At 66.8% G+C, this 26,429-nt stretch carries 27 protein-coding genes; 14 read left to right on the top strand and 13 right to left on the bottom strand.

Annotation, left to right across the window (positions count from 1 at the left end):
* The first annotated feature begins 23 nt into the window (after positions 1 to 23).
* Together G0A00_RS05390 and G0A00_RS05385 are read left to right on the top strand one after the other, a co-directional pair.
* Positions 24 to 908 carry an NAD(P)-dependent oxidoreductase gene (locus G0A00_RS05390; protein ID WP_164182400.1) on the top strand — a complete coding sequence of 295 codons (885 nt, stop codon included), beginning with the start codon at positions 24 to 26 and terminating at the stop codon, positions 906 to 908.
* 37 nt (positions 909 to 945) lie between these two features.
* Positions 946 to 1,851, top strand: a complete 906-nt coding sequence (locus tag G0A00_RS05385; RefSeq protein ID WP_164182399.1) for a DMT family transporter — start codon at positions 946 to 948, stop codon at positions 1,849 to 1,851.
* Positions 1,852 to 1,968: 117 nt separating this feature from the next.
* Here G0A00_RS05385 and G0A00_RS05380 read toward each other — a convergent pair whose 3' ends face one another.
* From G0A00_RS05380 to G0A00_RS05370, 3 genes are all read right to left on the bottom strand, one after another.
* Complete coding sequence (locus G0A00_RS05380) at positions 1,969 to 2,970, bottom strand: SDR family NAD(P)-dependent oxidoreductase (protein ID WP_164182397.1); 1,002 nt, start codon at positions 2,968 to 2,970, stop codon at positions 1,969 to 1,971.
* Positions 2,971 to 3,049: 79 nt separating this feature from the next.
* Positions 3,050 to 3,784: an SDR family oxidoreductase gene (locus tag G0A00_RS05375; protein WP_066104865.1), complete on the bottom strand. Its 735-nt coding sequence runs from the start codon at positions 3,782 to 3,784 to the stop codon at positions 3,050 to 3,052.
* 72 nt (positions 3,785 to 3,856) lie between these two features.
* Positions 3,857 to 5,638, bottom strand: coding sequence for an IlvD/Edd family dehydratase (locus G0A00_RS05370; RefSeq protein WP_164182396.1), 1,782 nt, complete (start codon positions 5,636 to 5,638; stop codon positions 3,857 to 3,859).
* Between the two features lie 221 nt (positions 5,639 to 5,859).
* Between G0A00_RS05370 and G0A00_RS05365 the strand changes: the two genes are divergently transcribed.
* From G0A00_RS05365 to G0A00_RS05355, 3 genes are all read left to right on the top strand, one after another.
* A complete protein-coding gene (locus G0A00_RS05365) occupies positions 5,860 to 6,570 on the top strand; it encodes an AzlC family ABC transporter permease (RefSeq protein WP_164182395.1) in 711 nt (236 codons plus the stop codon).
* Entirely contained in the window at positions 6,567 to 6,887 is a 321-nt protein-coding gene (locus tag G0A00_RS05360) for an AzlD domain-containing protein (protein ID WP_066104857.1), read from the top strand. The genes G0A00_RS05365 and G0A00_RS05360 overlap by 4 nt, the downstream gene beginning before the upstream one ends.
* A gap of 325 nt (positions 6,888 to 7,212) precedes the next feature.
* Positions 7,213 to 8,217 (top strand): LacI family DNA-binding transcriptional regulator, encoded by a 1,005-nt coding sequence (locus G0A00_RS05355; protein WP_164182394.1) that lies wholly within the window; start codon positions 7,213 to 7,215, stop codon positions 8,215 to 8,217.
* Between the two features lie 39 nt (positions 8,218 to 8,256).
* On the opposite strand, the gene G0A00_RS05350 is transcribed toward G0A00_RS05355, so the two are convergent.
* The gene (locus tag G0A00_RS05350; protein WP_164182393.1) at positions 8,257 to 9,180 is read right to left on the bottom strand and encodes an NAD(P)-dependent oxidoreductase; all 924 of its coding nucleotides are present in this window, start codon (positions 9,178 to 9,180) and stop codon (positions 8,257 to 8,259) included.
* A gap of 23 nt (positions 9,181 to 9,203) precedes the next feature.
* Positions 9,204 to 9,965, bottom strand: a complete 762-nt coding sequence (locus G0A00_RS05345) for an SDR family oxidoreductase (RefSeq protein ID WP_164182392.1) — start codon at positions 9,963 to 9,965, stop codon at positions 9,204 to 9,206.
* Between the two features lie 215 nt (positions 9,966 to 10,180).
* Between G0A00_RS05345 and G0A00_RS05340 the strand changes: the two genes are divergently transcribed.
* The 5 genes from G0A00_RS05340 (at position 10,181) to G0A00_RS05320 (ending at position 15,409) form a co-directional block, all read left to right on the top strand.
* Positions 10,181 to 10,780: a LysE family translocator gene (locus G0A00_RS05340; protein ID WP_164182391.1), complete on the top strand. Its 600-nt coding sequence runs from the start codon at positions 10,181 to 10,183 to the stop codon at positions 10,778 to 10,780.
* Positions 10,781 to 10,815: 35 nt separating this feature from the next.
* Complete coding sequence (locus G0A00_RS05335) at positions 10,816 to 11,727, top strand: dihydrodipicolinate synthase family protein (protein ID WP_164182390.1); 912 nt, start codon at positions 10,816 to 10,818, stop codon at positions 11,725 to 11,727.
* 236 nt (positions 11,728 to 11,963) lie between these two features.
* The gene (locus G0A00_RS05330; RefSeq protein ID WP_164182389.1) at positions 11,964 to 13,337 is read left to right on the top strand and encodes an FAD-binding oxidoreductase; all 1,374 of its coding nucleotides are present in this window, start codon (positions 11,964 to 11,966) and stop codon (positions 13,335 to 13,337) included.
* A gap of 18 nt (positions 13,338 to 13,355) precedes the next feature.
* On the top strand, positions 13,356 to 14,507 hold the full coding sequence (locus G0A00_RS05325; protein WP_164182388.1) for a fumarylacetoacetate hydrolase family protein: 1,152 nt from the start codon (positions 13,356 to 13,358) through the stop codon (positions 14,505 to 14,507).
* A complete protein-coding gene (locus G0A00_RS05320; RefSeq protein ID WP_164182387.1) occupies positions 14,504 to 15,409 on the top strand; it encodes a sugar kinase in 906 nt (301 codons plus the stop codon). Before G0A00_RS05325 ends, G0A00_RS05320 begins: the two co-directional genes overlap by 4 nt.
* Before the next feature lie 48 nt (positions 15,410 to 15,457).
* Here G0A00_RS05320 and G0A00_RS05315 read toward each other — a convergent pair whose 3' ends face one another.
* The 7 genes from G0A00_RS05315 to trpA form a co-directional block, all read right to left on the bottom strand.
* A complete protein-coding gene (locus G0A00_RS05315) occupies positions 15,458 to 16,141 on the bottom strand; it encodes a spermidine synthase (protein WP_164182384.1) in 684 nt (227 codons plus the stop codon).
* 170 nt (positions 16,142 to 16,311) lie between these two features.
* The gene (locus G0A00_RS05310) at positions 16,312 to 17,247 is read right to left on the bottom strand and encodes a 2-hydroxyacid dehydrogenase (RefSeq protein ID WP_164182382.1); all 936 of its coding nucleotides are present in this window, start codon (positions 17,245 to 17,247) and stop codon (positions 16,312 to 16,314) included.
* A gap of 19 nt (positions 17,248 to 17,266) precedes the next feature.
* Entirely contained in the window at positions 17,267 to 18,046 is a 780-nt protein-coding gene (locus G0A00_RS05305; protein WP_164182380.1) for a hydroxypyruvate isomerase family protein, read from the bottom strand.
* A 3-nt stretch (positions 18,047 to 18,049) separates the two neighbouring features.
* Positions 18,050 to 18,694, bottom strand: coding sequence for a 3-oxo-tetronate 4-phosphate decarboxylase (gene otnC / locus G0A00_RS05300; protein WP_164182378.1), 645 nt, complete (start codon positions 18,692 to 18,694; stop codon positions 18,050 to 18,052).
* Positions 18,691 to 19,917 carry a 3-oxo-tetronate kinase gene (gene otnK, locus G0A00_RS05295; protein ID WP_164182376.1) on the bottom strand — a complete coding sequence of 409 codons (1,227 nt, stop codon included), beginning with the start codon at positions 19,915 to 19,917 and terminating at the stop codon, positions 18,691 to 18,693. Before otnK ends, otnC begins: the two co-directional genes overlap by 4 nt.
* Entirely contained in the window at positions 19,917 to 20,810 is an 894-nt protein-coding gene (gene ltnD, locus G0A00_RS05290) for an L-threonate dehydrogenase (RefSeq protein ID WP_164182375.1), read from the bottom strand. Before ltnD ends, otnK begins: the two co-directional genes overlap by 1 nt.
* A 286-nt stretch (positions 20,811 to 21,096) precedes the next feature.
* Positions 21,097 to 21,888 carry a tryptophan synthase subunit alpha gene (trpA, locus tag G0A00_RS05285; RefSeq protein ID WP_066104822.1) on the bottom strand — a complete coding sequence of 264 codons (792 nt, stop codon included), beginning with the start codon at positions 21,886 to 21,888 and terminating at the stop codon, positions 21,097 to 21,099.
* Between the two features lie 217 nt (positions 21,889 to 22,105).
* Here trpA and G0A00_RS05280 point away from each other — a divergent pair, with 217 nt between their 5' ends.
* Positions 22,106 to 22,996, top strand: a complete 891-nt coding sequence (locus tag G0A00_RS05280; RefSeq protein WP_164182373.1) for an NAD(P)-dependent oxidoreductase — start codon at positions 22,106 to 22,108, stop codon at positions 22,994 to 22,996.
* A gap of 200 nt (positions 22,997 to 23,196) precedes the next feature.
* Positions 23,197 to 24,090: a polyphosphate kinase 2 gene (gene ppk2, locus G0A00_RS05275; RefSeq protein ID WP_235953104.1), complete on the top strand. Its 894-nt coding sequence runs from the start codon at positions 23,197 to 23,199 to the stop codon at positions 24,088 to 24,090.
* A 3-nt stretch (positions 24,091 to 24,093) separates the two neighbouring features.
* On the opposite strand, the gene G0A00_RS05270 is transcribed toward ppk2, so the two are convergent.
* Positions 24,094 to 24,726 carry a DUF2461 family protein gene (locus G0A00_RS05270; RefSeq protein ID WP_164182369.1) on the bottom strand — a complete coding sequence of 211 codons (633 nt, stop codon included), beginning with the start codon at positions 24,724 to 24,726 and terminating at the stop codon, positions 24,094 to 24,096.
* Between the two features lie 111 nt (positions 24,727 to 24,837).
* Between G0A00_RS05270 and G0A00_RS05265 the strand changes: the two genes are divergently transcribed.
* A complete protein-coding gene (locus G0A00_RS05265) occupies positions 24,838 to 25,491 on the top strand; it encodes a DUF1007 family protein (RefSeq protein WP_164182367.1) in 654 nt (217 codons plus the stop codon).
* Positions 25,476 to 26,402: a nickel/cobalt transporter gene (locus tag G0A00_RS05260; RefSeq protein ID WP_164182366.1), complete on the top strand. Its 927-nt coding sequence runs from the start codon at positions 25,476 to 25,478 to the stop codon at positions 26,400 to 26,402. Before G0A00_RS05265 ends, G0A00_RS05260 begins: the two co-directional genes overlap by 16 nt.
* Positions 26,403 to 26,429: the final 27 nt, after the last annotated feature.

Raw genomic sequence — 26,429 nt, 5'->3', positions numbered from 1 at the left:
TCTTCACATAGGAAGGACTAGACATGAGCAAACCCAGCATCGGGTTCATCGGGCTCGGCCTCATGGGCCGGGCCATGGTCGAATGCCTGCAAAAATCGGGCTACGACGTGAGCGTCCTTGGCAACCGCGACCGCAGCGGCGTTGAAGAAGCGCTGTCGCGGGGCGGCTCCGAGGCGGGGTCGGCGCGTGATCTGGCGGCGGGCAGCGACATCGTGATGCTCTGCGTCGGCACCTCCGAGCAGGTCGAGAGCCGGATTTTCGGCGAGGATGGCGTGCTGGCGGGCACCAAGGAGGGGCAGATCGTCATCGACTTCGGCACCTCCCTGCCCGGCTCGACCCAGCGCATCGGCGCAGAACTGGCGAGCAAGGGCGCAAGCTATCTCGACGCGCCGCTCGGGCGCACGCCCGCCCACGCCAAAGAGGGCAAGCTGAACATCATGTGCGCCGGGGATGAAGCGACCTATGCGCAGGTCAAGCCGGTGCTGGACGTGCTGGGCGAGAACGTCTTTCACCTCGGGCCGCTCGGCTCTGGCCATACGATCAAGCTGATCAACAACTTCTTTGCCATGACCACCGCCATGGCCATGTCCGAGGCCTTTGCCATGGGCGACGCCGCGGGCATCCCGCGCGAGAAACTCTACGGCGTGCTGGCGGCGGGGCCGAACCATTCGGGCATGATGGATTTCATCAAAAGCTGGGCGATGGACGGCAAGCTCGATCTGGCCTTCTCGGTGGACAATGCCGCCAAGGACGTGGGCTATTACCGCGCCATGGCCGAAGAACTGGGGGCGCGCTCGCGCATGTCCGGCTGTGCATCGGAAACGCTGGCCGAGGCCTTGCAGAACGGCTTTGCCGGGCACATGGTGCCGGAAATGGTCGACTACCTCTCCAAGCACCTGAAAGGCTGAACGAATGCCCCTCCAACCGGCGCGGACGCGCTGAGCCATGGCCGTCGCTCCCCGCGAAGACAAGACGGCCCTGGGCCTGACGCTGATGGCCATTGGCGTCATCGGCTTCACCTGTATCGACACTTCGGCGAAATGGCTGCTGCAGCACGGGATCCCGGCGCTGCAGGTGGTCTGGTGCCGCTATGCCGCGCATCTGGTGCTGGTGCTCGTCGCCTTCTTCCCCCGCGAGGGAAAGGCGCTGTTTCACACCGAACATCCGTGGAAACAGACGCTGCGCGCCGCGGCGCTGTTTGGCAGCACGATGCTGAACTTCCTCGCGCTTGGCTATCTGCCGATCACCGTGACCACGACGATCATGTTCGCCGGGCCGATCGTGGTGACGCTGCTGGCGATCCCGCTCTTGGGCGAGAAGGTCGGCCCGCATCGGATCGGCGCGGTCTGCGTCGGCTTTCTGGGCGTGCTGGTGGTGATGCAGCCCTGGGGCGCGGAGTTCCACCCGGCCATGCTGCTGTCGGTGGGCGCGCTGAGCTGCGCCGCGCTCTATTTCATCCTCACGCGGCAAATGGCGGGCAAGGAGAGCAACGCCACCTCGCAGGTCTGGGGCGGCGCGCTGCCGACGCTGCTGCTGGCACCGGTGGTGCTGCCAAGCTGGGAGGCGCCCGAGAGCGCCGGCGTCGGCGTGATGATGGGTGTCATCGGCATCTTCGGGGCGGTGGCGCATATGCTGGCGACTGCGGCGCACCGCTATGCCGATGCCTCGGTTCTGGCGCCGGTGGTTTATCTGCAGCTGTTGAGCGCCGCTGCCGCGGGCCTGCTGATCTTCGGCACATGGCCGACGCCCTGGACGCTGCTGGGCGCGGCGATCATCATCGGCGCCGGGCTTTACATATGGCACCGCGAGCGGCAGCGCGGCGTGCCGCATCACCGTCCGCCGCGGATGTGAGATAGGGGCAGTGAGGGGGCGCTGCCCCCTCGGCCTGCGGCCTCACCCCCGGCGTATTTTCAAAGAGAAGAAGCGGCGGGACCAGTCCGGCTCAGATCGGCCCCGATCCGGCCCGGCTCAGACCGCGTAATAGGCGCGGTACCACGCCACGAAGCGGCGCACGCCCTCGGTCACCGGCGTGTGCTGCGCATCGCCCGCCAGCGCGGTGAGCAGCGTGGTGTCGGCCCATGTGGCGGGCACGTCGCCGGGCTGCATCGGCAGCAGGTTCTGCTTGGCGGTAAGGCCGGTGGCCGCCTCGATCGCCTCGATGAAGGCGGTCAGCTGCACCGGGCTGCCGTTGCCGATATTGAGCACGCGCCACGGCGCCACCGGCGACAGGCTGTCTTCGGCGCAGGCGGGCGCGCCGCGCTTGGGCGCCAGCGGCGCCAGCCGTTCCAGCGCTTCGACCAGATCGTCCACATAGGTGAAGTCGCGCATCATGTCGCCGCGGTTGTAGACGTCGATCGCCTCGCCCTGCAGGATCGCCTTGGTGAACTTGAAGAGCGCCATGTCCGGGCGCCCCCACGGGCCGTAGACGGTGAAGAAGCGGAACATGGTGATCGGCAGATCGTAGAGATGCGCATAGCTGTGCGCCATGCTCTCGGTCGCCTTCTTGGTCGCCGCGTAGAAGGACATCTGGTGGTCCGTCCGCATCGTCTCGACATAGGGCATCTCGGTGTTCGACCCATAGGCCGAAGAGGTCGAGGCGATGAGCATATGTTTGGGCGGATGCGCCCGCGCCGCTTCGAGCAGCTCGAAGGTGCCTGCGATATTGCTGTCGAGATAGTCGCGCGGCTGCTCGATCGAGTGCCGGACCCCGGCCTGCGCGGCGAGGTGGAACACATAGTCGAAGCGGTGCTGTGCGAAGAGGTCCATGAGCAGGCCGCGGGTTTCGACCCGGCCCTTCACGAAGGTGAAACGCTCGTTCTCCAGTTGCGCGATGCGGTCGCGCTTGAGCGAGACATCGTAATAATCGGTGATCGCGTCGAGACCGATGACCTCATGGCCTTCGGCAAGCAGTCGCTGGCACAGGTGGAAACCGATAAATCCGGCGGCGCCGGTCACGAGCGTTTTGGGCATTTGGAGCGCCTTGTTTTACGTCGGCCCCCAGATAGGCCAGACCCCGGCGATTGTAAATCGCCGGGGTGCCGGTTGGCGCTCAGCCGCGCCCGATGTAGGGCATGGCCGGAGCCATGACGGTGACGAACTGCACGTTCGCCTCGAGCGGCAGCGTGGCCATATGCATCACCGTACTGGCCACATGTTTCGCGTCCATCACCGGCTCTACGGCGATCGAGCCATCGGCCTGCGGCACGCCTTGGGTCATCGCCTGCGCCATGTCGGTGAGCGCATTGCCGATGTCGATCTGGCCGCAGGCGATGTTGAACGCCCGCCCGTCCAGCGACAGCGAGCGGGTCAGCCCGGTGACCGCATGTTTCGAGGTGGTATAGGGCGCCGAGCCCCAGCGCGGCACATGCGCCGAGACCGAGCCGTTGTTGATGATCCGTCCGCCCTGCGGGTCCTGCTTGCGCATCCGGCCAAAGGCGGCGCGGGCGCAGAGGAACATGCCCGAGATATTGATCGAGGAGAGCTTGAGCCAATCCTCGGCGGGGATCTCGTCGATCATCGCGCCCTTCACATTGACGCCGGCGTTGTTGAACAGCGTGTCGATGCGGCCCCATTCGGCCATCGCCTTGTCAAAGCCCGCCTCCACCGCGGCGGGGTCCGAGACGTCGAAGGGCAGAACCAGCGCGTTGGGATTGCCGTCCGCGGTCTCCTCAAGCGGCGCCTCGCGGCGCCCGACGAGGCCGACCTTCCAGCCCGCGTCGAGGAATGATTTCGCGGTCAGCCGGCCGATGCCGCTGCCCGCACCGGTGATGATGATGCTCTGCATGAAACTCCTCCCAGGAGATTGGACAAGGAAACGGCGCGGGCGTCCCCTCGCCCGCGCCGGAACTGATCTGCGTCAGTGGTTGTCGCGCGGCAGGACGCGGGCGACCTTTTGGTAGGCCGTGGCCAGTTCGAGACAGCCGCCGTCGGAGAGTTGCCCCACATGGCGGCGGTAGATCTCTTGCCACGGGGTCTGGTTGACCAGTTCGGGCGCCTGCCAGTCGGCCTTGCGCTTCTCCCATTCGGCGTCATCGACCAGCGCGTTCATCGTGCTGGCATTGAGGTCGAGCCGCACCATGTCGCCGGTTTCGAGATAGGCCAGACCGCCGCCCACAAGCGCCTCGGGCGAGGCGTTGAGGATCGAGGGGCTTTCCGAAGTGCCGGACTGGCGCCCGTCGCCGACGGTGGGCATGTGGTTGATGCCCTGCCGGATCAGCGCATCGGGCGGCTGCATGTTCACCACCTCGGCGGAGCCGGGGTAGCCGACGCAGCCGACGTTGCGGATGAACAGGATGCAATGCTCGTCGATCTTCAGCTCGGGATCGTTGATCCGGTCGTGGTAATCCTCGGGGCCTTCGAAGACGATGGCGCGGGCCTCGAGGATGCCCTCCTTGCCCGGCTCCGACAGGAAGCGCTTCTGGAAGTCCTCGGAGATCACCGAGGTCTTCATCAGGGCGCTGTCGAAGAGGTTGCCCGAGAGAACCTTGAAGCCTGCATTGGTGCGCATCGGCGCGTCATAGGTCTTGATCACATCGGTGTCGACCGAGCCGAGGCCGGTGACGTTCTCGCCCATGGTCTTGCCGCTGGCGGTCATCGCGCCTTCGTGGATGCGGCCCGCCTTGCGCAGTTCTTCCATCACCGCGGGCACGCCGCCAGCGCGGAAGAAGCTCTCGCCGAGGTATTCGCCAGCGGGCTGCATGTTGACGAGGAGCGGCACGTCGAAGCCGATGGTCTCCCAGTCTTTCACGTCAAGCTCGACACCGGCGTGGCGGGCGACCGCCTGCAGGTGCGGCGGGGCGTTGGTCGAGCCGCCGATGGCGCCATTGACGACGATGGCGTTCTCGAAGGCTTCGCGGGTCAGGATGTCCGACGGCTTGAGGTCCTCATAGACCATCTCAACGATGCGCTTGCCGGTCTGATAGGCCATCGCCATGCGCTCGCGGAACGGCGCGGGGATCGCGGAGTTGCCGGTGAGCGACATGCCGAGCGCCTCGGCCATGGCGTTCATCGTCGAGGCCGTGCCCATGGTGTTGCAATGCCCCAGCGAGGGTGCCGAGGAGCAGACGCGCGACATGAACTCTTCGTAGTCGATCTTGCCTTCCGACAGCAGGCGGCGCGATTCCCAGACGATGGTGCCCGAGCCCGCGCGCTTGCCCTTCCACCAGCCATCCAGCATCGGACCGCCGTTGAGCGCGATGGCGGGAATGTCGACCGTGGCCGCGCCCATCAGCATGGCCGGGGTGGTCTTGTCGCAGCCGGTGGTCAGCACCACGCCGTCGAGCGGATAGCCGTGCAGCACCTCGACGAGGCCGAGGTAGGTGAGGTTCCGGTCGAGCGCGGCGGTGGGCCGCTTGCCGGTTTCCTGAATCGGGTGCACCGGGAATTCCATCGGAATGCCGCCCGCCTCGCGGATGCCCGCCTTGATCCGGTCCATCAGGAAGACGTGGATCTTGTTGCACGGCGCGATGTCAGAGCCGCTGTTGGCGATGCCGATGATCGGCTTTTCCGCCTGCAGCTCGTCGCGGGTGTATTCCTGGTTCTGATAGCGCTCCACATAGAGCGCGGTCATGCCGGGGTTGTTGGGGTTGTCGAACCACTCCTGCGAGCGGAATCGCTTGTTGGCACGTGTATCGGACACGGGTCGCTTCCTCTCCTTGACGCGCCTCCCCGCGCGCCTCTCGGGCGCGCCGGGGGACGCGCTGTTTCCTTGCGGCAGCTTCCCAATTTGGTATACCAAATGCAAGAGCATTCGTGGGAGGGAGGCGCACAGATGCAGGGAAGACAGGCCTATAACGGCGTTTTATCTATTAAATTCCAGGTCTTGCATGGCTGCAAGAATCCACACCAAGGACTTCCCGCATGAGGCGAAATGCCTTCTGGCAGGGCTATCGCGACTGCGCACCCTTCATTGCGGTGGTGGTCCCCTTCTCGCTTTTGTTCGGGGTCGTAGCGCGTGACGCGGGGCTGGATATCCTGCAGGTCATGGCCATGTCGGTGCTGGTGATCGCCGGGGCCTCGCAGTTCACCGCATTGGCGCTGCTGCAGGAAAACGCGCCGGTGTTCATCGCGCTGACCGCCGCCTTGGCGGTGAACCTGCGCATGGCGCTCTACTCCGCCGCGCTGGTGCCGCATGTGGGCCACGCACGGCTCGGCACGCGGGCGCTGATGGCCTATCTCATGGTCGATCAGGCCTATGCGGTGGCTGTGAAGACCTACGAGGAAAAGCCAGGCATGAGTCGCGATGAAAAGGTCGCCTATTACTTCGGCGTCATGGCTCTGATCTGCCCGTTCTGGTACGGCTGCACGCTGCTCGGCGCGGTGATCGGCACGGCGATTCCCGCCTCGCTGCACCTCGATTTCGCCGCGCCCGTCTGCTTCATCGCCATCACCGCGCCGCTGCTGCGCTCGCTGCCGCATGTGCTGGCGGCGGGCGTGTCGGTGCTGTGCGCGATTCTCTTCGCGGGGTTTCCCGCCGGACTGGGGCTGATCGCGGCGGCGCTGGTGGCGATGCTGGTGGGCGCGCAGACCGAAATGGCCCTGCGCCGCCGCGCGCTTCGGAGGCAGGCATGATCGACACGGCAACCTTCTGGACCCTGACGGTGCTGCTGGGCATCGGCACCTTTCTGGTGCGGTTTTCCTTCCTCGGCTTTTTCGGCCGCAAGACATTGCCCGAGTGGTTCGTGCTGCACCTCAAATATGTCGGCGTCGGCGTGCTGCCCGCCATGGTGACGCCGCTGGTGCTCTGGCCGCAGGCCACGGGCGGCGAGACCGAACCGGCGCGGGTCATCGCCGCGCTTGTGACCTTCCTCGTGGCGCTGCGCCTGTCGGTCACCGGTGCGCTGATCGCCGGGATGGGCACGCTCTATCTGGCGCAGGCGCTGTTCTGAAGCGCCTGCGGCATACCGCGCGAAGCATCGCAATCTCTGAGAATTAGAGAGGGGCTGAAAATTAGAGAGGGTCGGCCCCCTCCTCCGAAGCCGACCCTCAGCGAAGCGCCGCCGGCTTGCGAGGGCGGCGGGCTTCGCGCTGTGCCGGGCGGCGACGTGCCTCGCACCCGGCGGCATTCTTATGCAGATGGCTCGCAGATGGTTCATCGGGCAGACCGGCACGGCCCGCTCACGAAACTGCGATTCTCTGAGACCGCTTTCGGCCTTCCGTGGTATCGGTACCACCGCGTATCAGAGGCCGTCAACAGGGCAGGCAGGGACAATTATGGCAGACGGCAGGAAATGGGTGACCATGGGCGACGTCGCGGCGCGGGCGGGGGTCGGCAAGATCACCGTGAGCCGCGCGCTGCGCACCCCCGGCAAGGTCAGCCCCGGCACGCTGCGCAAGGTGCAGGCGGCGGTCGACGAGCTTGGCTATGTCATCGACGAGACCGCGGGCGCGCTCAGTTCGCAGCGGTCGCGGATCGTGGCGGCGCTGGTCTCGACGCTGGAAGAGCCGGTCTTTGCCGCCACCATCCGCGGCCTCACCGAGGGGCTGGGCGCGGGCGGGCTGCAATTGATGCTGGCCACCACGCAATATGACCCCGAGACCGAGGCGAGCCTGATCTCGACCATGCTTGGACGCCGCCCCGAGGCGCTGGTGCTGACCTCGGACCGCCACACGCCCGCCGCCCACGCGCTGCTGGAGCGTGCGGGCATCCCGGTGCTGGAGGTTTGGGGCCTGCCCGATCCGCCGGTACATGCGGCGGTGGGATTTTTCAACCGCGAGGCGGGCGCGGCGATCACCCGCCACATGATCGAGACCGGGCGGCGGCGCGTCGCCTTCCTCGGGCTCAACCGCGAACATGACACCCGCGCGCAGCTGCGGCGGCAGGGCTATGTGGATCTCTGCGGGCAACTGGCGGAAGAGCGCATCGTCGCCGTCACGCCGCGGCCCGGCGTCGCCGGGCCCGAGCTTGGCGCGCAGGGGCTGGGCGAGATCCTGCAGCGCTGGCCCGACACCGAGGCGGTGGTCTGCGTCAGCGACATGCTGGCCAGCGGCGCGCTCTGCGAAGCATGGCGGCGCGGGCTGGACGTGCCGGGACAGCTGGCGATCTCGGGCTTCGGGGATTTTGATATGGCGAGCCCCGCCGCGCTGGCGCTGACCACGGTGCATATCGACGGCATGGCGATCGGACGCCGCGCCGCCGAGCTGATCCTCGCGGGCGAATTGCCCAAGGGTCTGCGCGAGAATATGGGTTTCACCGTGGTGCGCCGCGCGACGAGCTAAGCACGCGGAACGGGAGCCGGACGGGCGCCTGCCCGTGCTCTACCCCTCGCCCTTCTTCACCTCCTCGGCCAGATCGATTCCGCCCATCTCGGCGATCCGGTCCGACAGGCTGGGCACATAATCCGCGCCATGCCCCGTCGCCTCGGCGGTGGCGAAGTAATGCCGCGTGGCGCTGGCGATCAGCGCCGGGGCGTTGACCTTGGCCGCCATGGCATTGGCGTAGCGCACATCCTTGCCACCGTTGAAGATGCTGAACTTATGCGCGTCCTTGTCGCGATCCACCGCGTAGCGCATGAAGGTGTCGAAGAACCCGTTGCCCAGACGGCTCGAGCCGATCACCTGCCGCACGGTCTGCGGCGAGATACCGGACTTGGCGGCCAGCACCGTCGCCTCGGCATAAAGCGCGGCATAGCTCATCGAGATAAGGTTCATCACCAGCTTCATCTTGTGGCCCGCGCCGACCCCGCCGACGCGGTTGATGTTGCCCGCCCAGCATTGGATCACCGGCTCGACCTTGGCAAAGCTCTCGTCATCGGCCCCAACCATGGCGTCGAGCATGCCCTCCTCGGCCTCCTTCGGCGTGCGCCCGAGCGGCGCGTCGACCATCGCCCCGCCCTTCTCGGCCAGTTCCGCCGCCAGCGCCTCGGTCGAGGCCGGATCGGCGGTAGAGCAATCCACCACGATCAGCCCCGGGCGCGCGCCCGCAAGGATGCCCTCGTCGCCGCGCATCACCCCCTCGACCTGCGGCGAGTTCGACAGGCAAAGATGGATGATGTCGCAGGTCTCGGCCATTTGCTTCGGCGAGGCCGCCTCCTGCGCCCCCTGCCCCAGCAGATCCTCGACCGGCGCGCGGTCGCGGTTGCCCTTGATCCAGAGCGGGTAGCCGCCCTTGAGGATGTTCTTGGCCATGCCGTGGCCCATCAGCCCGACGCCGATGAAGCCCACTACGGGTTTGTCGCTCATGGTCTCTCCTCCCAGAGATGTGGTTACAGCGAGGCGGTGATGCCGCCATCGACGAACAGCGTGTGGCCGTTCACAAAGCTCGAGGCCGGGGCGCAGAGGAAGACGCAGGCGCCCACCAGTTCCTCCACATCGCCCCAGCGGCCCGCCGGGGTGCGCTTCTCGAGCCATGCGCTGAACTCGGGGTCGGCAACCAGCGCGGCGTTCAGCGGCGTCTTGAAATAGCCCGGCGCGATGGCGTTGCAGTTGAGCCCGTGCTTGGCCCAATCGGTCGCCATACCCTTGGTCAGATTGGTGATCGCCCCCTTGGAGGCGGTGTAGGGCGCGATCCCCGGCCGCGCCAAGGCGCTCTGCACCGAGGCGATGTTTACGATCTTGCCCGCGCCGCGCCCGATCATATGCCGCGCGCAGGCCTGCCCGACGTAAAAGGCCGAATAGACATTGGTGCGCATCAGCTTGTCGAAGGCCTCGGGATCGAAGTCTTCGAGCGGGCCACGGTGCTGCATCCCGGCGTTGTTGATCAGGATGTCGATGGGGCCATGCTCGGCCTCGTAGCCATCAATGGCGGCGCGGGCCGCGTCGTGGTCGACGACATCAAAGCCAAGCGCTTCGGCCTGCAGCCCCTCGCCCTTCAGCGTCTCTACCGCCTCTTCCAGCCGCTGCGGATTGCGCCCGTTGAGCAGCACCTTGGCTCCCGCCTGCGCGAGGCCGCGCGCCAGCGCAAAGCCAATACCCATGGTCGAGCCGGTCACCAGCGCGGTGCGGCCCGTCAGATCGAACAGGGACATGATTTCTCCTCTACCCTTGGCCGCCGCGCGCATGCCGCAAGGGCTGCGCGTACCCGCAATCCCATTGACAAAACGCGGCGGGACCGTATTCAGGAAAATGGTATACCAAATGAACCGCGATGCAAGCGGGGCCCGTGCAAAACCGCCCCGCCCGCAAGAGAGGACAGCGACGTGACACTCCCCGGCGCAGCCCCGCAGGACCGAAAGCCCGGCCCATGCTGAGCTTTGCCGCCGCCGTCTTTCTGCTGTTCATCACGCCGGGCCCCGGGGTTCTTTCGATCGCCGGGGTTGGCTCGGCCTACGGTTGGCAGGGCGGATTGCGTTACGGCGCGGGCCTGTGGATCGGCACGAACCTTGTGATGACGCTGGTGCTGACCGGCTTTGCCGCGATCATCCTGTCGGTGCCCGCCGTGCGTATCGTGTTGATGGGGCTGTCGGTGTGCTACCTGCTCTATCTCGCCGCACGCATCGCGCTGGCGGGCAGCCGCATCGCCTTCATCGAGGCCAAGACCGCGCCGGGCGTGCGTGCGGGCGTCCTGCTGCAAGTAATCAACCCCAAGGCCTATGCGGTGAACACCGCCATGTTCACCGGGTTTTCCTTTGCGCCAGAGAGCCTCGGCTTCGAGACCGCCGCCAAGATCCTCATCATGAACGCGATCTGGCTCCCGGTGCATCTGGCGTGGCTGAAGGCGGGGGTGACCCTGCACCGGCTCAACCTCAGCTACCGCACCCAGCGGCTGATCAATTACGGCATGGCGCTGGCCATGCTGGGCGTCGTCGCGCTGGCCCTCGTGTCGGCCTTCGGCGGAACCTGACACTCAGACATCGACTATTCGGGAGGACCTTTAGAATGACCAAATATACCGGATGCTGGCCCGTCGTGCCGACGCCGTTCCACGACGACGGCTCGCTTGATCTCGAGGGCATGAAGCGCGTTCTGGACTGCACCATCGACATGGGCGTCGACGGCATCTGCATCCTCGCCAATTTCTCCGAGCAGTTCCTGCTGTCGGACGACGAGCGCGCGATCCTCACCAAGCTCTGCGTCGAGCATGTGGCGGGCCGTGTGCCGGTGATCGTGACGATCTCGCATTATGCCACCCCCATCGCGGTGGAGCGCGCGCAATACGCCAAGGACCTTGGCGCCGACATCGTGATGATGATGCCGCCCTACCACGGCGCGCTGATGAAGGGCACTGCCGAGCAGACCTTTGAGCAGTTCCGGCAGGTGGGTGAAGTGGGCATTCCGATCATGCTGCAGGATGCGCCGCTCTCGGGTGTCGATCTGCCGGTGCCGCTGTTGGTGAAAATGGCCAATGAGATCGAGATGCTGAAGCTCTTCAAGATCGAATGCCCGCAGGCCGCCGCCAAGCTGCGCAGCCTGATCGCAGAGGGCGGCGCGGCCATCGAGGCGCCTTTCGACGGCGAAGAGGCGATCACCCTGCTCGCGGACCTCGACGCCGGGGCGACCGGCTGCATGACCTCGGCGATGATCCCCGATCAGATCCGCCCGATCGTGGTGGATTTCCTTGCTGGCAACCGGCAGGCGGCGATCGACGGCTATGCCCGCGTGCTGCCCGCGGTGAACCATGAGAACCGCCAGTGCGGCTTTCGGTCGGCCAAGCACGCGATGCAGGTGGGCGGCGTGATCAAATCGGCCTTCTGCCGCCACCCGATTGCCCCCTTGCATCCCGATACCGCTTCGATGTTGATCGAGCTGATCAAGCCGCTCGATCCGCTCGTGCTGAACTGGGGCAAGTAAGGCCGCCCGGAATCAAGGCGAAGCCGCCGGGCCAGCGCTTGCCCGTCCCGGCGGGCTGGCGCTCTGTCACCCTTGCGAGACGCACGAAGGTCGCCCGGGCTTGGCTGATATAAAGCGCGGACCTCGACCGTCGCGGCGCCACCCCACGGGCAGGCGCTCGCCCGGCTGTCGTAGCGCTGGCTTTGATTTCGTCCGGGCGGGCCTGCGCCCGGCACCCAAACTTGGAGACCTGAGAAATGACCCTCTTCACCCCGCTCGAACAGCTCCTTGGTGACCGCCTTGCCACCAGCGATGCCATCCGCGAGCAGAACGCGCGGAACGAGGCGCATTTCCCCCTCGCCATGCCCGACGCCGTGGCCTTCCCCGAAACCACCGAGGAGGTCGCCGCCATCGTCCGCTTCTGCGCCGAGACCGGCACGCCGATCACCCCCTTCGGCACCGGCACCTCGCTGGAAGGCCAGCATCTGGCGGTCAAGGGCGGCATCAGCCTCGACTTCTCGCGCATGAAAAAGGTGCTGGAGGTCAACGCCGAGGATCTCAACGTGGTGGTTCAGCCCGGTGTCACCCGCACCGAGCTGAACGAGGAACTGCGGGCCACCGGCCTCTTTTTCCCCATCGACCCCGGCGCCGATGCCTCGCTTGGCGGTATGGCGGCCACCCGTGCCTCGGGCACCACGGCGGTGCGCTACGGCACCATGCGCGAGAACGTGCTGGCGCTGGAGGCGGTGATGTCCGACGGCAGCATCATCCGCACCGGCACCAAGGCGCGCAAAAGCTCGGCGGGCTATGATCTGACGCATCTGCTGGTGGGCAGCGAAGGCACGCTCGGCATCATCACCGAGCTGACGCTGAAGCTGCACGGTCTGCCCGAGGGCATCGCCTCGGCCACCTGCCGCTTTCCGTCCGTCGAGGATGCGGTGAACTGCGTGATCCTGACCATCCAGTCCGGCCTGCCGATGGCGCGGATCGAACTGGTGGACGAGATGATGGTGCGCGGCTTCAACATCCACGCCGGATCGAGCCTGCCCGAGCAGCCGCATCTGTTTGTCGAGTTCCACGGCAGCCCGGCGGGCGTCGCCGAGCAATCCGAGAGCTTTCGCGAGATCGCCGAGGAGTTCGGCATGGAAGCCTGGGCCGAGGCCAATACCACCGAGGCCCGCAACGCACTGTGGAAGATGCGCCACAATGCCCATTTCGCCTCTGCCGCGCTGCGCCCCGGGGCGGAGTTCGGCACGCTGGCCACGGATGTCTGCGTGCCGATCTCGCAGCTTGCCGAGGCGGTGCTGCAGGCGCAGGCCGACGCCCGCGCGGCGGGGCTGGTCAGCACCATCGTCGGCCATGTGGGCGACGGCAATTTCCACTGCGCCGCGCGCTTCAACCCCGCCGACCCGGCGGAGGTCGAGGCGGTGCACGCCTTTGCCGGAAAGCTCAACGAGACCGCGCTTCGGCTCGGCGGCACGGTGACCGGCGAGCACGGCATCGGCATCGGCAAGCAAAAATACATGGAGGCCGAACACGGCCCCGCCCTCGATTGGATGCGGCGCATCAAGGCGTCCTTCGATCCGCAGGGCATCCTGAACCCCGGCAAACTGTTGCCGCCCCAAGATTAATTGACTAGGAGAGATTTCATGCTCCCGCATAGCAACCCCACCCCTGATGCTCTTTTTGTCGGTCGCGTCTGGCGCCCCGGCGTCGGACCTGCCGTTGTCGCGCTGCGCGGCGAGACACTGGTGGACATCACCAGCACGGCGATCCCCACCATGCGCGACCTGCTGGAGGGCGACGATCCGGCGGCGGCCCTGCGCGCGGCCACCGGCGAAGAGATCGGCACGCTGTCCGATCTCGCCGAAGGGTCCAAGGAAAACGCGGGCGAGGATGTGCTGCACCTGCTGGCCCCCTGCGATCTGCAGGCGGTGAAAGCCTCGGGCGTGACCTTCGCGCAGTCGATGGTCGAGCGGGTGATCGAGGAGCAAGCGGCAGGCGACCCCGACGCCGCCGAGGCGATCCGCGCCAAGGTGAAATCCATCATCGGCGACTCGCTGTCGGGCATCGAGCCCGGTTCCGAGAAGGCGATGGAAGTGAAGCGCGTGCTGCAGCAGGAAGGCATGTGGTCGCAATACCTCGAGGTGGGCATCGGCCCCGACGCCGAGGTCTTCACCAAATCCCAGCCCATGGCCGCGGTCGGCTGGGGCGCGACGGTGGGCCTGCACCCGATCAGCAAATGGAACAACCCCGAGCCCGAGATCGTTCTGGCGATCAACTCGCGCGGCGACATCCTTGGCGCAACGCTGGGCAATGACGTGAACCTGCGCGACGTCGAGGGCCGCTCGGCGCTGCTGCTCGGCAAGGCCAAGGACAACAACGCCTCCTGCGCCATCGGCCCGTTCATCCGCCTCTTTGACGAGAGCTACACGCTCGACGACGTGCGCAAGGCAGAGCTGACGATGACGGTGAAGGGCGAGGATGGTTTCGTGCTCAACGGTGCCTCGTCGATGAGCCAGATCAGCCGCGATCCGGCGTCGATCGTCGGCCAGACCATCGGCCGCCACCACCAGTATCCCGACGGGTTCATGCTGTTCCTCGGCACGCTTTTCGCGCCGACCGAGGACCGCGACGCACCCGGTCAGGGCTTCACCCATCACGTCGGTGACGTGGTAACCATTTCCGAACCCGCGCTCGGTGCGCTAGAGAACACCGTACGCCTGTCGACCGAGGCCCCGGAATGGACCTTTGGCGCTGGCGCATTGATGCGCAACCTATCCCGGAGAAACCTTCTGTGACCGCTTTCCTCGCCCTCGGAGAATGCATGGTTGAACTGTCGCAGGCCGGAGACGGCCTCTACAAGCGCGGCTTTGCCGGCGACACGTTCAACACTGCATGGTACGCCCGCCGCCTGCTCCCGGAGGAGTGGTCGGTGAGCTATGGCACCTGCGTGGGCGAGGACGCCGTGAGCACCGAGATGCTCGATTTCATCTCGGGCGAAGGGGTCGACGTGTCGACGGTCAAGCGTGTCTCGGACCGCACCGTCGGGCTCTACATGATCTCGCTCGACGGCGGAGAGCGCAGCTTCTCCTACTGGCGCGGCCAGTCGGCGGCAAAGCTGATGGCCGACGATCTGACGTGGCTCGACGGCATTCTGAAGGGCCGCGAGATGATCCATTTCTCGGGCATCACGCTGGCCATCCTGCCGCCGAAGCAGCGCGAGATGTTCTGCGGCGCACTGGCGCGGGCGCGCAAGAAGGGCGCGATCGTCTCCTTCGACACCAACTTGCGGCCCAAGCTGTGGGAAAGCACCGAAGCGATGCGCGCCGGGCTGACCATGGGCGCCCGCACCGCCGACATCGTGCTGCCAAGCTTCGACGAGGAAGAAAGCCTTTTCGGCGATGCCACCCCCACCGAAACCATCGAGCGTTACCGCGAAGGCGGGGCCGACATGGTGGCGGTCAAACAGGGCGGCGACGCGCTGCACCTGTGGCAGCGCGAGGCCGGGATGCACCAGATCGAGGCGCAGACCGTGACCGATGTGGTCGACACCACCGCCGCGGGCGACAGCTTTGCCGCCGGTCTGCTGGCCGGGCTGGCACAGGGCAAGGCGCCGCAGGACGCCGCAGCCGAGGCGATGCAGCTGGCCGCCAAGGTCATTCAGGCGCGCGGCGCGCTGGTGCCCGGCATCTTTGCCTAAGACATTGCTTTAGAACGATGTACCGGCGCCGCGTCAGGCGCCGGTCTCTCAGGCGCCGGTTTTCTGCGCGATCCAGATCGTATGTTTGGCGCCGCGCTTGGTCCGCCCGGCGCGCACCATATGCGCCTTGGCGGCAAAGCCGTTCTGCCCGAGCCGCCGGGTGAACCCCTGATCCTGCGCCGCCGACCAGACCGCCAGCACGCCGCCCTTGCTCAGCGCCCGCCGCGCGTGCTGCAGCCCGCGCTCCCCATAAAGCGAGTCGTTGCCCGCCCGTGTCAGCCCGTCGGGGCCGTTGTCCACGTCGAGCAGGATGGCATCGTAGCTGCCCGCCTCGGCACCGCGGATCTCTGCGGCCACGTCGCCAGTGCGGATCTCCACCCGCGGGTCGTCGAGGCAATCGCCAAAGACCGCGCCCATATGCTCGGTGGCCCAGCCGACAAGCTCCGGCACGATTTCCGAGACGATCAGACGCGCGTCCTTGGCGGCCACCTCCTGCGCCGCGCGCAGGGTGAAGCCCATGCCGAGCCCGCCAATCAGCACCCGCGGCGCGGCGCGCCCGCCGAGCGCCTCTAGCGCCAGCGTCGCCAGTGCCTCCTCCGAGCCGCTGAGACGGCTGCTCATCAACTCGTTGCCGCCCTGCAGACGGATCGAATATTCATGCCCGCGCCGCAGCAGCCGCAGCGTGTCGCCCTGCGGCGCCTGCGCCGTCGCGAGAAGTTCCCATGGCTGCATGATGCGGTCCTCAAGTGGTGGCTGCGCCCGCCCTACCCGATCCGGCCCGCCAAGAGAAGCGGCGCAAGGAAAAGCCCCCGCCAGCGGCAGGGGCCAAATCTCTTGCAAGAGATTTGCAACGTCCTTCGGAGGACGTTGCGCCTCAGTTCACCCGGCTCAGTTCACCGCCTTCAATTTACCGGCGTCAGCAGGTCCTTGCCCGCAAGGAAGGCCGCGACGTTGTCGCGCTGCAGCTGGCCCATCGCCGCGCGGGTCTCATGCGTGGCCGAGGCCTGATGCGGCTGCAGCACGGCGTTCTCCAGCGTCAGAAAGCGCGGGTCCGGGTTCGGCTCGTTGAGGAACACGTCCAGCCCGGCACCCTGAATGGTGCCCTTCTGCAGCGCTTCGATCAGCGCCTCTTCGTCCACCGTGGTGCCGCGCGAGATGTTGATCAGCACGCCGGTCGGCCCCAGCGCCTCGATCACCTCTTTCGAGACATAGCCTTCGGTGGCCGGGCCGCCGACGAGGGCGATCACCAGAAAATCCACCTCGCGCGCCAGCGCCACCGGATCGGCGTGGAAGGTCCAGCCCGGCGTCTCCTTCTCGGAGCGCGCGTGATAGTGCATCTCCATCTTGAAGGCGGCCAGCCGGTCGGCGACCTCGCGCCCGATGCGGCCCATGCCGAGGATCCCGGCCTTCTGCCCGCTCATCTTGCGCTGCAGCGGATGCGGGCCTTTGTTGCCCCAGTCGCCCGAGCGCACATGCGCCTCGGCGCCGCGCATGTCGCGGCAGAAATCCAGCAGCATCGCCACCGCAAGATCGGCCACATCATCGTTCAGCACATCGGGCGTGTTGGTCACCTTGATGCCGCGCGCCGAGGCATCACCCACGTTGATCGCGTCATAGCCGACGCCGAAGTTGGCGATCAGCCCAAGCGCCGGGAAGGCCTCCATCTGCGCGCCTGCAAAGGGGCTGTGACCAAAAAAGGCGATGGCCTTCACGCCCTTGCGGGTCTCTTCACCCAGCGCCTGCGCGGCGTCGAGGCTTTCCACATGGGTCCAGCCCAGTTCAGCCAGCGCCTCGCGGCTTTTCTGGTCGGGGCTGCCGACCGCCAGTACATCCGTCATCTCAACAATCCTTGTTGGGTCAATTCAGCGCCGCGCGCAGGGGCGCGAGCCAGCCGAGACCGGCCTTCGTATCCCCGCCGCGCGGCTTGTATTCCGCGCCCACCGGCGCCGCCCAGCCCGCCTCGGCAAGACCGGCCAGCAGGCGTTCGAAGCAAATCTCGCCGCCATCGGGCTCGCCCCGGTCGGGCACTGCGGCGATCTGCACATGGCCGACCAGCGGCAGATGCGCCTTGAAGCGCATCAGCAGATCGCCCTGCATGATCTGCGTGTGATAACAGTCGAACATGATGCGCAGGTTGTCCTTCCCCAGCGCGTCGATGATCTCGGCGGCATGTTCGACACGCGACAGGTGATAGCCCGCCACGTCGCGATGATTGATCGGCTCGATCAGCACGCCCATGCCCTTCTCGCCCGCCAGATCGCAGGCAAGGCTCAGCGTCTCGCGATAGGCCGCCTCGGCCTCGGCGCCGCCATCGGTCCGACCGGCCATCACATGCACGTTCTGCGCGCCGATCGCAGCGCCATAGTCCACCGCCTGCTTCACCGCCGCCGCCGCCTCATCGCGACGACCGGCAAGCGCGGCAAGGCCGAAATCCCCGCCCGCCACATCGCCGGGCACGGTGTTGAGCCCGAGCATGGCAAAGCCGGTCTCGTCGAGCGCCGCCTTCATTTCGGCCGCAGGCACGTCATAGGGGAAATGGCACTCCACCGCGTCGAACCCGTCGCGCTTCGCGGCGCGGATACGCTCGGGCAGCGGCAGCTCGGTGTAGAGAAATCCGATGTTTGCGGAAAACTTCATGTCTCAGTCCCACTCCACGTCAAACTTGTCGACCACCTGCTTCACCTGTCCAGAGGTGAGCATGCGCGGCCGGTGCCCCTGCAGCAGCAGCGCCAGCTTGGCGGTCTCTTCCAGTTCTTCCATCGCATAGACCGCTGCCTCGAGATCCTTGCCCGCGACCACCGGGCCATGGTTGGCCAGCACCACTGCCGAGCGCTTGCCCGCCAGCCCGCGCACCGCATCGCCCATGGCCGGATCGCCCGGCACGAAGAACGGCAGCAGCCGCACCTTGCCGAGCCGCATGACCGCATAGGCGGTGAGCGGCGGCAGCAGGTTCTCGGGATCGATGTCGGGCATCATCGACCACGCCACCGCATGGCTCGAATGCAGGTGCACCACGGCCCCGGTCTTGCCGCGGGTCTCGTAGAAGGCGCTGTGCAGCGGCATCTCCTTGGTCGGTTTGTCGCCGCCGATCAGCATGCCGCGGTCGTCGAAACGCGACAGCCGCGCCGGATCGAGGCTGCCGAAGCTGGAGCCGGTGGGCGAGACCAGCAGCCCGCCATCCTCGGTGCGCGCCGAGATATTGCCCGATGCGCCGCCGGTGAGGCCGCGCTGGAACATCGAGGCGGCCATCTCGCAGATCTGCTCGCGCAGCTTGGTCTCGCTCATGCGCCCTGCTCCATCACGCGCGCGGCCTTGGCAAAGAAATCCGCCCCGCCGAAGTTGCCCGACTTCAGCGCCAGCACCATCTCGCCCGCGCGCATGACCGGCACGCCGGGATCGATCTCCGGCCCGATCTCCAGCGCCTCGGGAGCCAGCGCCTCGACCACCGCGCCCGAGGTCTCGCCCCCGGCACTGATGATCCGCTTTACGCCCTTGGCGGCCAGCGCGGCGGCGGTCTGCGCGAAAAGCCCCTCCAGCGCCGCGGCGACCGTCTCGCGCCCGTGCTTTTTCTGCGCTTCGGCCACCGTCGCTGGCTCTGCCGAAGAGTAGATCAGCGGCAGCCCATCTTGGGCCACCGCCCACTCAGCCAGCGTCTCGGCGGTCAGCCCGCCAAGCGCCTCTTCTGCGGTGACCTCGCGCTTCGGCCCACAGTGGGCCGCGACCTGCGCGCGGGTGGCGTTCGAGCAGGACCCCGAGAGCGCGACCACCTGCCCGCCCTGCCCCGTCCATGCCCCGGCCTTGCCCGAAAGCGCGAAGTTGCCCGGCAGACCCAGCGCAATGCCCGAGCCGCCGGTGAGCAGCTTGCTGCCCCCCAGCGCCTTGCCCCAAGTCAGCAGATCCGCGTCGCGGATCGCGTCGGCGATGACGAAGCCGCGCCCCGCCTCCGCCTCTTCCGCAAGCCGCGCGCGGATCGCCTCCGGCCCCTGCCACACCGCGCTGGCGGGCACATGGCCGACATCGCGCGACACCTGCGCGGCCAGCACGCGGCGCAGGTCGGGGTCTGTCATCGGGGTCAGCGGATGGTTTTCCATGCCGCTTTCGGACAGCAGGTGATCCTGCACGAAAAGATGGCCCTGATAGATCGTCCGCCCCGTCGCCGGAAAGGCCGGGCAGAAGATCACGCTCTGGGTGCCGAGCGCATCCGCCAGCGCCTCGGCGACCGGGCCTATGTTGCCCGCTGCGGTCGAGTCGAAGGTCGAGCAATATTTGAACAGAAACTGCTGACAGCCCTGCGCCTGCAGCCACTCCAGCGCCTGCAAAGACAGTCTCACCGCCTCGGCGGCGGGAATGGAGCGCGACTTCAGCGCCACCACCCCGGCCTCGACCTCCGGCGCCGCATCGCCCGTCGGCACGCCAACGTATTGAACCGTGCGCATGCCCTGCTTGACCAGCGTGTTGCCAAGATCGCTCGAGCCGGTGAAATCATCGCCGATACAGCCCAGCAGCATCACGCGTCTCCCGGCAAGGTGAGACCCGCCGCGCGAGCATAGACCTTGATCACCGCCGCATCATCGATCAGCCCGTCGCCGGCCTCGGCCGCGGCCTTGAACTGCGACAGCGCCGCCTCGGTCATCGGCACCGGAAGATGCGCCTCACTGGCGATGCCGCCGACGATGCCCAGATCCTTGGGCCAGATGTTGACCGCCGAGCGCGGGGTGTAATCGCCCTCGACCACATGCGGGCCGCGGTTCTCGAACATCCAGCTGGTGCCCGCCGAAGCCGAGATCACCTCGACGATGCGCGCCGGATCAAGGCCTTGGCTCACGCCCAGCGCCATCGCCTCGCCCATGGCGGCGATATGCACCCCCGCCAGCAACTGGTTCACCGCCTTCATCGCGCTGCCCGCCCCGGCCTCATCCCCAAGCGGATGCACGGTGGCCGCCATGGCGTCCAGCGCGGGCTGCGCCGCGGCAAAGGCCTCGGGCGTGCCCGACGCCATGATCGACAGCGCGCCCTGCGCCGCCTTCACCGCGCCGCCAGAGATCGGCGCGTCGAGATAGTGCAGCCCTTTCGCCGAGGCCTCAGAGGCGAACTCGCGCGCCTGACTGGGCGCGATTGTGGCGCAGGAAATGATCGCCGCGCCCTGCGGCAGATGCGCCGCCGCGCCTGCCTCTCCGAACAGCACCTCGCGGGTCTGCGCGGCGTTCAGCACCACGCAGACAAGGATCGAGCTTGCCGCCAGCGCCTCGGCGAGACTGCCCTCGGCACCGCCTTCGGCCCTGAAGGCCTCCATCCGCTCGGTCGAAATATCCAGCCCGTGCACGACGTGTCCTGCCCGCAGCAGCGATTGCGCCATGCCCATGCCCATCGAGCCGAGCCCGATCACCGTGATCTCTGCCAAAGTGCTCCTCCCGCAAAATGGTATACCAAATGAAGATGAAGCCTGCGGCCCGGAGTGTCAATGCGGCTGGTGGCGGTAACACGCCATTCCGGCCAAGGCAGGTCCTGCACTTCTTCTCTTTGAAAATACGCCGGGGAGCGCGAGGGGCAGCGCCCCTCGCCCTGCTGCGCGCCACGCAAGCTCTGTGGCCGGGCACGAAAAAGCCGCGCTCGGCGGGCGGCGCGGCTTTGGGGTATTTTGTGTCAGGGTGCGTTCGATCAGGCGACGTTTCGCCTCCTACGCCGGGTCAGGCGCGATGCGCCCCATCGGCGAGGGATTTGACGAATCCCAGCACCTCGGCGACCGGCTTGCCCTCCGCCATGGCCGCGACGATGGCCGAGCCGACGACGCAGCCATCGGCGACACCGGCGATGCTCTCGGCGGTTTCCGGCGTGCGGATGCCGAAGCCGACGATCACCGGCAGATCGGTGCCCGCCTTGATCCGCGCGACCTCGGGGCCGACATCGGTGGCCTGCGCCGCAGCGGCGCCGGTGATCCCGGTGATCGAGACGTAATAGACAAAGCCCGAGGTGTTCTGCAGCACTTTCGGCAGGCGCTTGTCATCGGTGGTCGGCGTGGCGAGGCGGATGAAATTCAGACCCGCCTTCTGCGCCGGGATGCAAAGCTCTTCGTCTTCCTCGGGCGGCAGGTCGACGATGATCAGCCCGTCGATGCCCGCCTCGCGCGCCTCTTCAAGGAACTTGTCCACGCCGTGGCTGTAGATCGGGTTGTAATAGCCCATCATCACGATCGGCGTGCTGTCGTCGCCCTTGCGGAATTCCCGCACCAGTTCCAGCGTGCGGTTCAGCGTCATGCCTGCTTCGAGCGCGCGCTGCCCGGCCAGCTGGATGGTTTCGCCATCGGCCATCGGATCGGTGAAGGGCAGACCCAGTTCGATCACGTCGACACCCGCCTCGGGCAGACCGCGCACCAGTTCCAGCGAGCGGTCGAAATCGGGGTCCCCGGCCATCACATAGGCAACGAATCCCTTCTTGCCCTCTTCCTTCAGGGCGGCGAATTTGGCGTCGATGCGGGTCATGGCGGTCCTTCCCTTCGCAGGCGGGCGCGCGGGGCGCCCGGAATGTCGCGAAAGCTCTGCCGGATACCCAAGGGAAAATCAAGCGCATGTCTGACGGCGGCGGCCCGCTCGGCACGCCATGATGCTGCGGGAGCCCGCCAAATCCTCCGCCGCCTCTGGACCTCGCCGCGCCCCACGCCTTAGCTGCACGGCGAGGAGACATCACGAGGAGACCCCCATGCGCATTCTGTTCACCGGCGGCAGCGGCAAGGCCGGGCGCCATGTCGTGCCGCATCTCGCGGCACGCGGCCACCGCATCCTGAACGCCGATCTCGCGCCGCTCGGGCATTCCGGCGTGCACGATCTGATCACCGATCTTGCCGATCCCGGACAGGTCTGGGGCGCGCTCACCTCCTACGCGGGCTTCGACGAGCTCGAGACCGGCACCGGCCTGCCGAAGTTCGATGCGGTGGTGCATTTCGGCGCGCTCGCCCGCATTCTGATCCAGCCCGATTGCGAGACCTACCGGGTCAACACGCAATCCACCTACAACGTGCTGGAGGCCGCCGCCAAGCTGGGCATTCCCAAGGTGATCTTCGCCAGTTCCGAGACGGTCTATGGCATCTGCTTTGCCGATGGCCCGCGCCAGCCCGCCTATCTGCCCATCGACGAAGAGCACCCGACCGTGCCCGAGGATGCCTATGCGATCTCGAAGGTCTGCAACGAGGCCACCGCGCGCAGCATCCAGAAGCGCAGCGGGCAGGACATCTACGGGCTGCGCATCTCCAACGTCTGCGAGATCGAGGATTATCACCGCGACTTCCCGGCCTTCGCCGAGGACCCCGGCCTGCGGCTGCGCAATATGTTCGGCTATATCGACGTGCGCGATCTGGCGCAGATGGTCGAGCGCTGCCTCGACACCGATGGGCTGGGATATGAGGTGTTCAACGTGGTCAACGACGACCTTGCCGTGCCGCAGGACAATGAGGCACTGCGCAGCCAGTTCTACGACGGCGTGCCGGTGAAAACCCCGATGCAGCCGCGGCAGGCGTTCTTCAGCAACGCCAAGGCGCGGCAGATGCTCGGTTTCGCCCCGCAGCATGATTGGCGCAGCGTATTGCGCGGATAAACCGCTGGGCGGGATTTGACAGGTATCAAAGGCAGGCGCAGGCTTTGGGCGTAGGCTGGGACATCACATGCCCAGCCGCCGCCGAGGAGTTCGCGATGACCCAGATGCCCAAGACCCCGCAAGCAGATGAGCCCACCGCCGACACTCCGGCCGTGGCGCCGGATGGCGCCGCCGCTCCCGAGATCGCCATCCCCCCGCATATGCCGCATCACCGCGGACCGACCCCGGACGAGATCCGCCACGCGTTCGAGACCGGCGAGTATCCCTATGCCAAGAAGATGGCCCGGCGCAGCTACGAACGGCAGAAGGCGCAGCTTCAGGCCGAATTGCTGAAGGTGCAGCTTTGGGCGCAAGAGACCGGCATGAAGTTCGTGCTGCTCTTCGAGGGGCGCGACGCCGCTGGCAAGGGCGGCACGATCAAACGCTTCACCGAGCATCTCAACCCGCGCCACGCCCGCGTCGTCGCGCTCAACAAACCCAGCGTCGAAGAGCGCGGGCAATGGTATTTCCAGCGCTACGTCGAACATCTGCCCACCGCGGGCGAGATCGTGCTCTACGACCGCTCGTGGTACAACCGCGCGGGCGTCGAGCGGGTGATGGGGTTCTGCGAGCCCAATGATTACCTCGAGTTCATGCGCCAGACCCCCGAGCTTGAACGCATGCTCGTGCGCTCGGGCATCCGGCTTTACAAATACTGGTTCTCGGTCACCCGCGAAGAGCAGAAGTCCCGCTTCCAGAGCCGCGAGACCGACCCGCTGAAACAGTGGAAGCTCTCGCCGATCGACAAGGCGAGCCTTGGCAAATGGGACGACTACACCGAAGCCAAAGAGGCAATGTTCTTCTACACCGACACCGCCGACGCGCCATGGACGGTGGTGAAATCCGATGACAAGAAGCGCGCGCGCATCAATTGCATGCGGCACTTTCTGTCGACGCTGGACTATCCCGGCAAGGACCGCCGCATCGCCACCCCGCCCGATCCGCTGATCGTCGGCGGCGCGGCGCATGTGATCCACCGCTCCGAGCATATTCTGGGCACGGCGCTGAGCCCGACGCCTGCCGCGCCAGCAGCCAAGCAAAGCGCGCCCGAGTGAGCGTCAGAGCCGCTGGCCCAGCCAGTCCTGCAATGGTTGCAGCCGCGCATAGCACTGCTGCAACGCACCCACCGGGTCCGGGCTGAGCGTATCGTAAATGCCGTCGATCCAGAGCACGCAGCCCGGCCGCCGCATCAATTCCGACCGCGGCCCGGAAGGGACCATCTGGTCTGGATCCGGTGCCGGATCGATCCGCGCGCCGCTGCGCTCGATGAAGCGCTCCAACTCTTCCCCCTCATGCCCCATAAGCGCCGCCTGCCACGCCAGCATCTGACGCGCGTCGAATTTGAGAATCCCCGCCCCCGCGGTGGCGTAGCTGGGCGACAGCGCGAAATACCATGCCCTGCCGTCGGGCAGCGCCCAGAGCGCATGAAGATGCGTGTGAAACGGCAGTTTGTCGTCACTGAAGCGCACATCCCTATGCGCCCGGAACAGCTTGGGTCGGGGCCGCTCGCCGCACAGGGTTTCAAGCTCGGGGGTGAGTTGCGCCATCATGAGTTCGGCGGGGCGTTTCACCTCGCTGTCGTAGCGTTGCCGGTTCGTGTGAAACCACGCCCGGTCGTTATTGGCTTCAAGCTCGGACAAAAACTGCCGGGCCTGTGGGGCGAACCCCGTCAGATCAATCAAACTTGCCATAAAAATTTCCCAAGGGAATCATGTCTCAAATGAGGCCACCCTAGCACGAAGCCGCCGAAGCTCGGGGCAAAAGCTTGTGGCGGCTTCGAAACGCTGTAACGTCGCGCCGCCATGCACCCTTTTCGAAAACTCCTTCGCCGTCTCGTCGCCCTGCCCGCCGCCGCATTGCTCTGCGCCCCGGTCGCGCAGGCGCATCCGCATGTGTTTGCGGATGTGGGGCTGGCGCTGGACCTCGATGCCGAGCGCAATGTCGTCTCGGTCGAGGTGACTTGGCGCTACGACGATTTCTTCTCGCTGCTCATTCTCGAGGACATGGGGCTCGATGCCGACGGCGATGGCGCCCTCACGCCTGCTGAACTCACGGCGCTGGAACGCTTCGATCTCGACAATTGGTACGAGGGCTTCGAAGGCGATCTTTACATGTATTCGGGCGAGCAGAAGCTGACCCTCGGCGCGCCAGAGTTCGTCTCCGTCTCGGTCGACGAGGGGCGGATCACCTCGGTGCATCGCCGCAGCGTCAGCCCTGCCCCCGCCGATGGTCTGGTGATCGAGCCCTATGACCCGACCTATTACATCGCCTTCGAAGCGAGCCTGCCGATCACCCTGCCCGCCCCCTGCACGGCGGCGGTCGCAAAGCCCGACCTCGACGAGGCCGCGCGCAAGATGCAGCAGGAGCTGGCGCAGATCCCCGAGGATCAGTTCCTCGAGATCGAGCCCGGCCGCGACTTCGCCGACCGCATCGAGGTGACATGCGCCGCCTCCTGACGCTCGCCGCCCTGCTGGTGCTGGCGGCGGCGGTCTGGCTCTGGGGTTTTGGCGGTGCGGACCGGCTGGCCGTGATGGCGATGGAAGGCCAGCGCGAGGCGCAGAACGCCATGGCGCGCGGCCTCCGGGCTCTGCGGGCTGGCGAGCCGGGAGCGATGATGGCGCTGATGGCAATCTGCTTCGGCTACGGCTTTTTCCATGCGGTCGGACCGGGCCACGGCAAGCTGCTGATCGGCGGCTACGGGCTGGGTCGGCGCGTGGCACTGTTGCGACTGTCGGCACTGGCGGTGGCCTCGAGCCTCGCGCAGGCCGCCGCGGCGGTGCTGCTGGTCTATGCCGGGGTTTGGCTGCTGCGCTGGGGGCGCGAGCGGATGACCGCCGCCGCCGAGGAGTGGTTCGCCCCGGCAAGCTACGCCGCGATCGCCGGGATCGGCCTTTACCTGCTGCTGCGCGGGCTGCGCCGCCTTCTGGCCAACCGCCACGCGACACACGTCCACCACGACCACGACCACGACCACGACCACGACCACGACCACGAGGGCATCTGCCAGACCTGCGGCCATGCCCATGGCCCCAGCCTTGAACAGGCGCAAAAGGTGCACTCCCTGCGCGACGCGGTCCTGCTAATCGGTGCCATCGCCATCCGTCCCTGCACCGGCGCGCTGTTCCTGCTCATCCTCACGTGGCGGATGGGCATCGGCATGGCCGGCATCCTCGGCGCCTTCGCCATGGGGCTGGGCACCGCCTCGGTGACGCTCGTGGTGGCGCTGGCCTCGGTCTCGCTGCGCGAAGGCGCGCTGACCCGCTTCGCCTCCGGCCCCGGCACCGCCCGCGCGCTGGCATTGCTCGAGGCGGCGGCGGGCGCGATTGTCACACTCTTCGCGGCCCAACTCCTGTTGCGCACACTCTGAGGTTGCGCGAACAATTGCGTCAGAATA

The organism is Salipiger sp. PrR002 (assembly GCF_010500775.1).
Taxonomy (GTDB): Bacteria; Pseudomonadota; Alphaproteobacteria; order Rhodobacterales; family Rhodobacteraceae; genus Salipiger.
The sequence above is the reverse complement of the archived record's forward strand: the minus strand, read 5'-3'. Positions and strand labels throughout refer to the sequence as shown.

Bases quoted from the DNA above. Each gene is read 5' to 3' on its own strand.
- G0A00_RS05335 (WP_164182390.1), top strand. From the start codon at position 10,816: ATGACCAAATATACCGGATGCTGGCCCGTCGTGCCGACGCCGTTCCAC.
- G0A00_RS05330 (WP_164182389.1), top strand. From the start codon at position 11,964: ATGACCCTCTTCACCCCGCTCGAACAGCTCCTTGGTGACCGCCTTGCC.
- G0A00_RS05340 (WP_164182391.1), top strand. From the start codon at position 10,181: ATGCTGAGCTTTGCCGCCGCCGTCTTTCTGCTGTTCATCACGCCGGGC.
- G0A00_RS05390 (WP_164182400.1), top strand. From the start codon at position 24: ATGAGCAAACCCAGCATCGGGTTCATCGGGCTCGGCCTCATGGGCCGG.
- G0A00_RS05375 (WP_066104865.1), bottom strand. From the start codon at position 3,784: ATGCAGAGCATCATCATCACCGGTGCGGGCAGCGGCATCGGCCGGCTG.
- G0A00_RS05355 (WP_164182394.1), top strand. From the start codon at position 7,213: ATGGCAGACGGCAGGAAATGGGTGACCATGGGCGACGTCGCGGCGCGG.
- G0A00_RS05360 (WP_066104857.1), top strand. From the start codon at position 6,567: ATGATCGACACGGCAACCTTCTGGACCCTGACGGTGCTGCTGGGCATC.
- G0A00_RS05315 (WP_164182384.1), bottom strand. From the start codon at position 16,141: ATGCAGCCATGGGAACTTCTCGCGACGGCGCAGGCGCCGCAGGGCGAC.
- G0A00_RS05310 (WP_164182382.1), bottom strand. From the start codon at position 17,247: ATGACGGATGTACTGGCGGTCGGCAGCCCCGACCAGAAAAGCCGCGAG.
- G0A00_RS05265 (WP_164182367.1), top strand. From the start codon at position 24,838: ATGCACCCTTTTCGAAAACTCCTTCGCCGTCTCGTCGCCCTGCCCGCC.
- G0A00_RS05350 (WP_164182393.1), bottom strand. From the start codon at position 9,180: ATGAGCGACAAACCCGTAGTGGGCTTCATCGGCGTCGGGCTGATGGGC.
- G0A00_RS05345 (WP_164182392.1), bottom strand. From the start codon at position 9,965: ATGTCCCTGTTCGATCTGACGGGCCGCACCGCGCTGGTGACCGGCTCG.
- G0A00_RS05380 (WP_164182397.1), bottom strand. From the start codon at position 2,970: ATGCCCAAAACGCTCGTGACCGGCGCCGCCGGATTTATCGGTTTCCAC.
- G0A00_RS05385 (WP_164182399.1), top strand. From the start codon at position 946: ATGGCCGTCGCTCCCCGCGAAGACAAGACGGCCCTGGGCCTGACGCTG.
- trpA (WP_066104822.1), bottom strand. From the start codon at position 21,888: ATGACCCGCATCGACGCCAAATTCGCCGCCCTGAAGGAAGAGGGCAAG.
- otnK (WP_164182376.1), bottom strand. From the start codon at position 19,917: ATGCTGCTGGGCTGTATCGGCGATGATTTCACCGGCTCGAGCGATCTT.
- otnC (WP_164182378.1), bottom strand. From the start codon at position 18,694: ATGAGCGAGACCAAGCTGCGCGAGCAGATCTGCGAGATGGCCGCCTCG.
- ppk2 (WP_235953104.1), top strand. From the start codon at position 23,197: ATGCCGCATCACCGCGGACCGACCCCGGACGAGATCCGCCACGCGTTC.
- G0A00_RS05260 (WP_164182366.1), top strand. From the start codon at position 25,476: ATGCGCCGCCTCCTGACGCTCGCCGCCCTGCTGGTGCTGGCGGCGGCG.
- G0A00_RS05280 (WP_164182373.1), top strand. From the start codon at position 22,106: ATGCGCATTCTGTTCACCGGCGGCAGCGGCAAGGCCGGGCGCCATGTC.
- G0A00_RS05325 (WP_164182388.1), top strand. From the start codon at position 13,356: ATGCTCCCGCATAGCAACCCCACCCCTGATGCTCTTTTTGTCGGTCGC.
- G0A00_RS05365 (WP_164182395.1), top strand. From the start codon at position 5,860: ATGAGGCGAAATGCCTTCTGGCAGGGCTATCGCGACTGCGCACCCTTC.
- G0A00_RS05305 (WP_164182380.1), bottom strand. From the start codon at position 18,046: ATGAAGTTTTCCGCAAACATCGGATTTCTCTACACCGAGCTGCCGCTG.
- G0A00_RS05270 (WP_164182369.1), bottom strand. From the start codon at position 24,726: ATGGCAAGTTTGATTGATCTGACGGGGTTCGCCCCACAGGCCCGGCAG.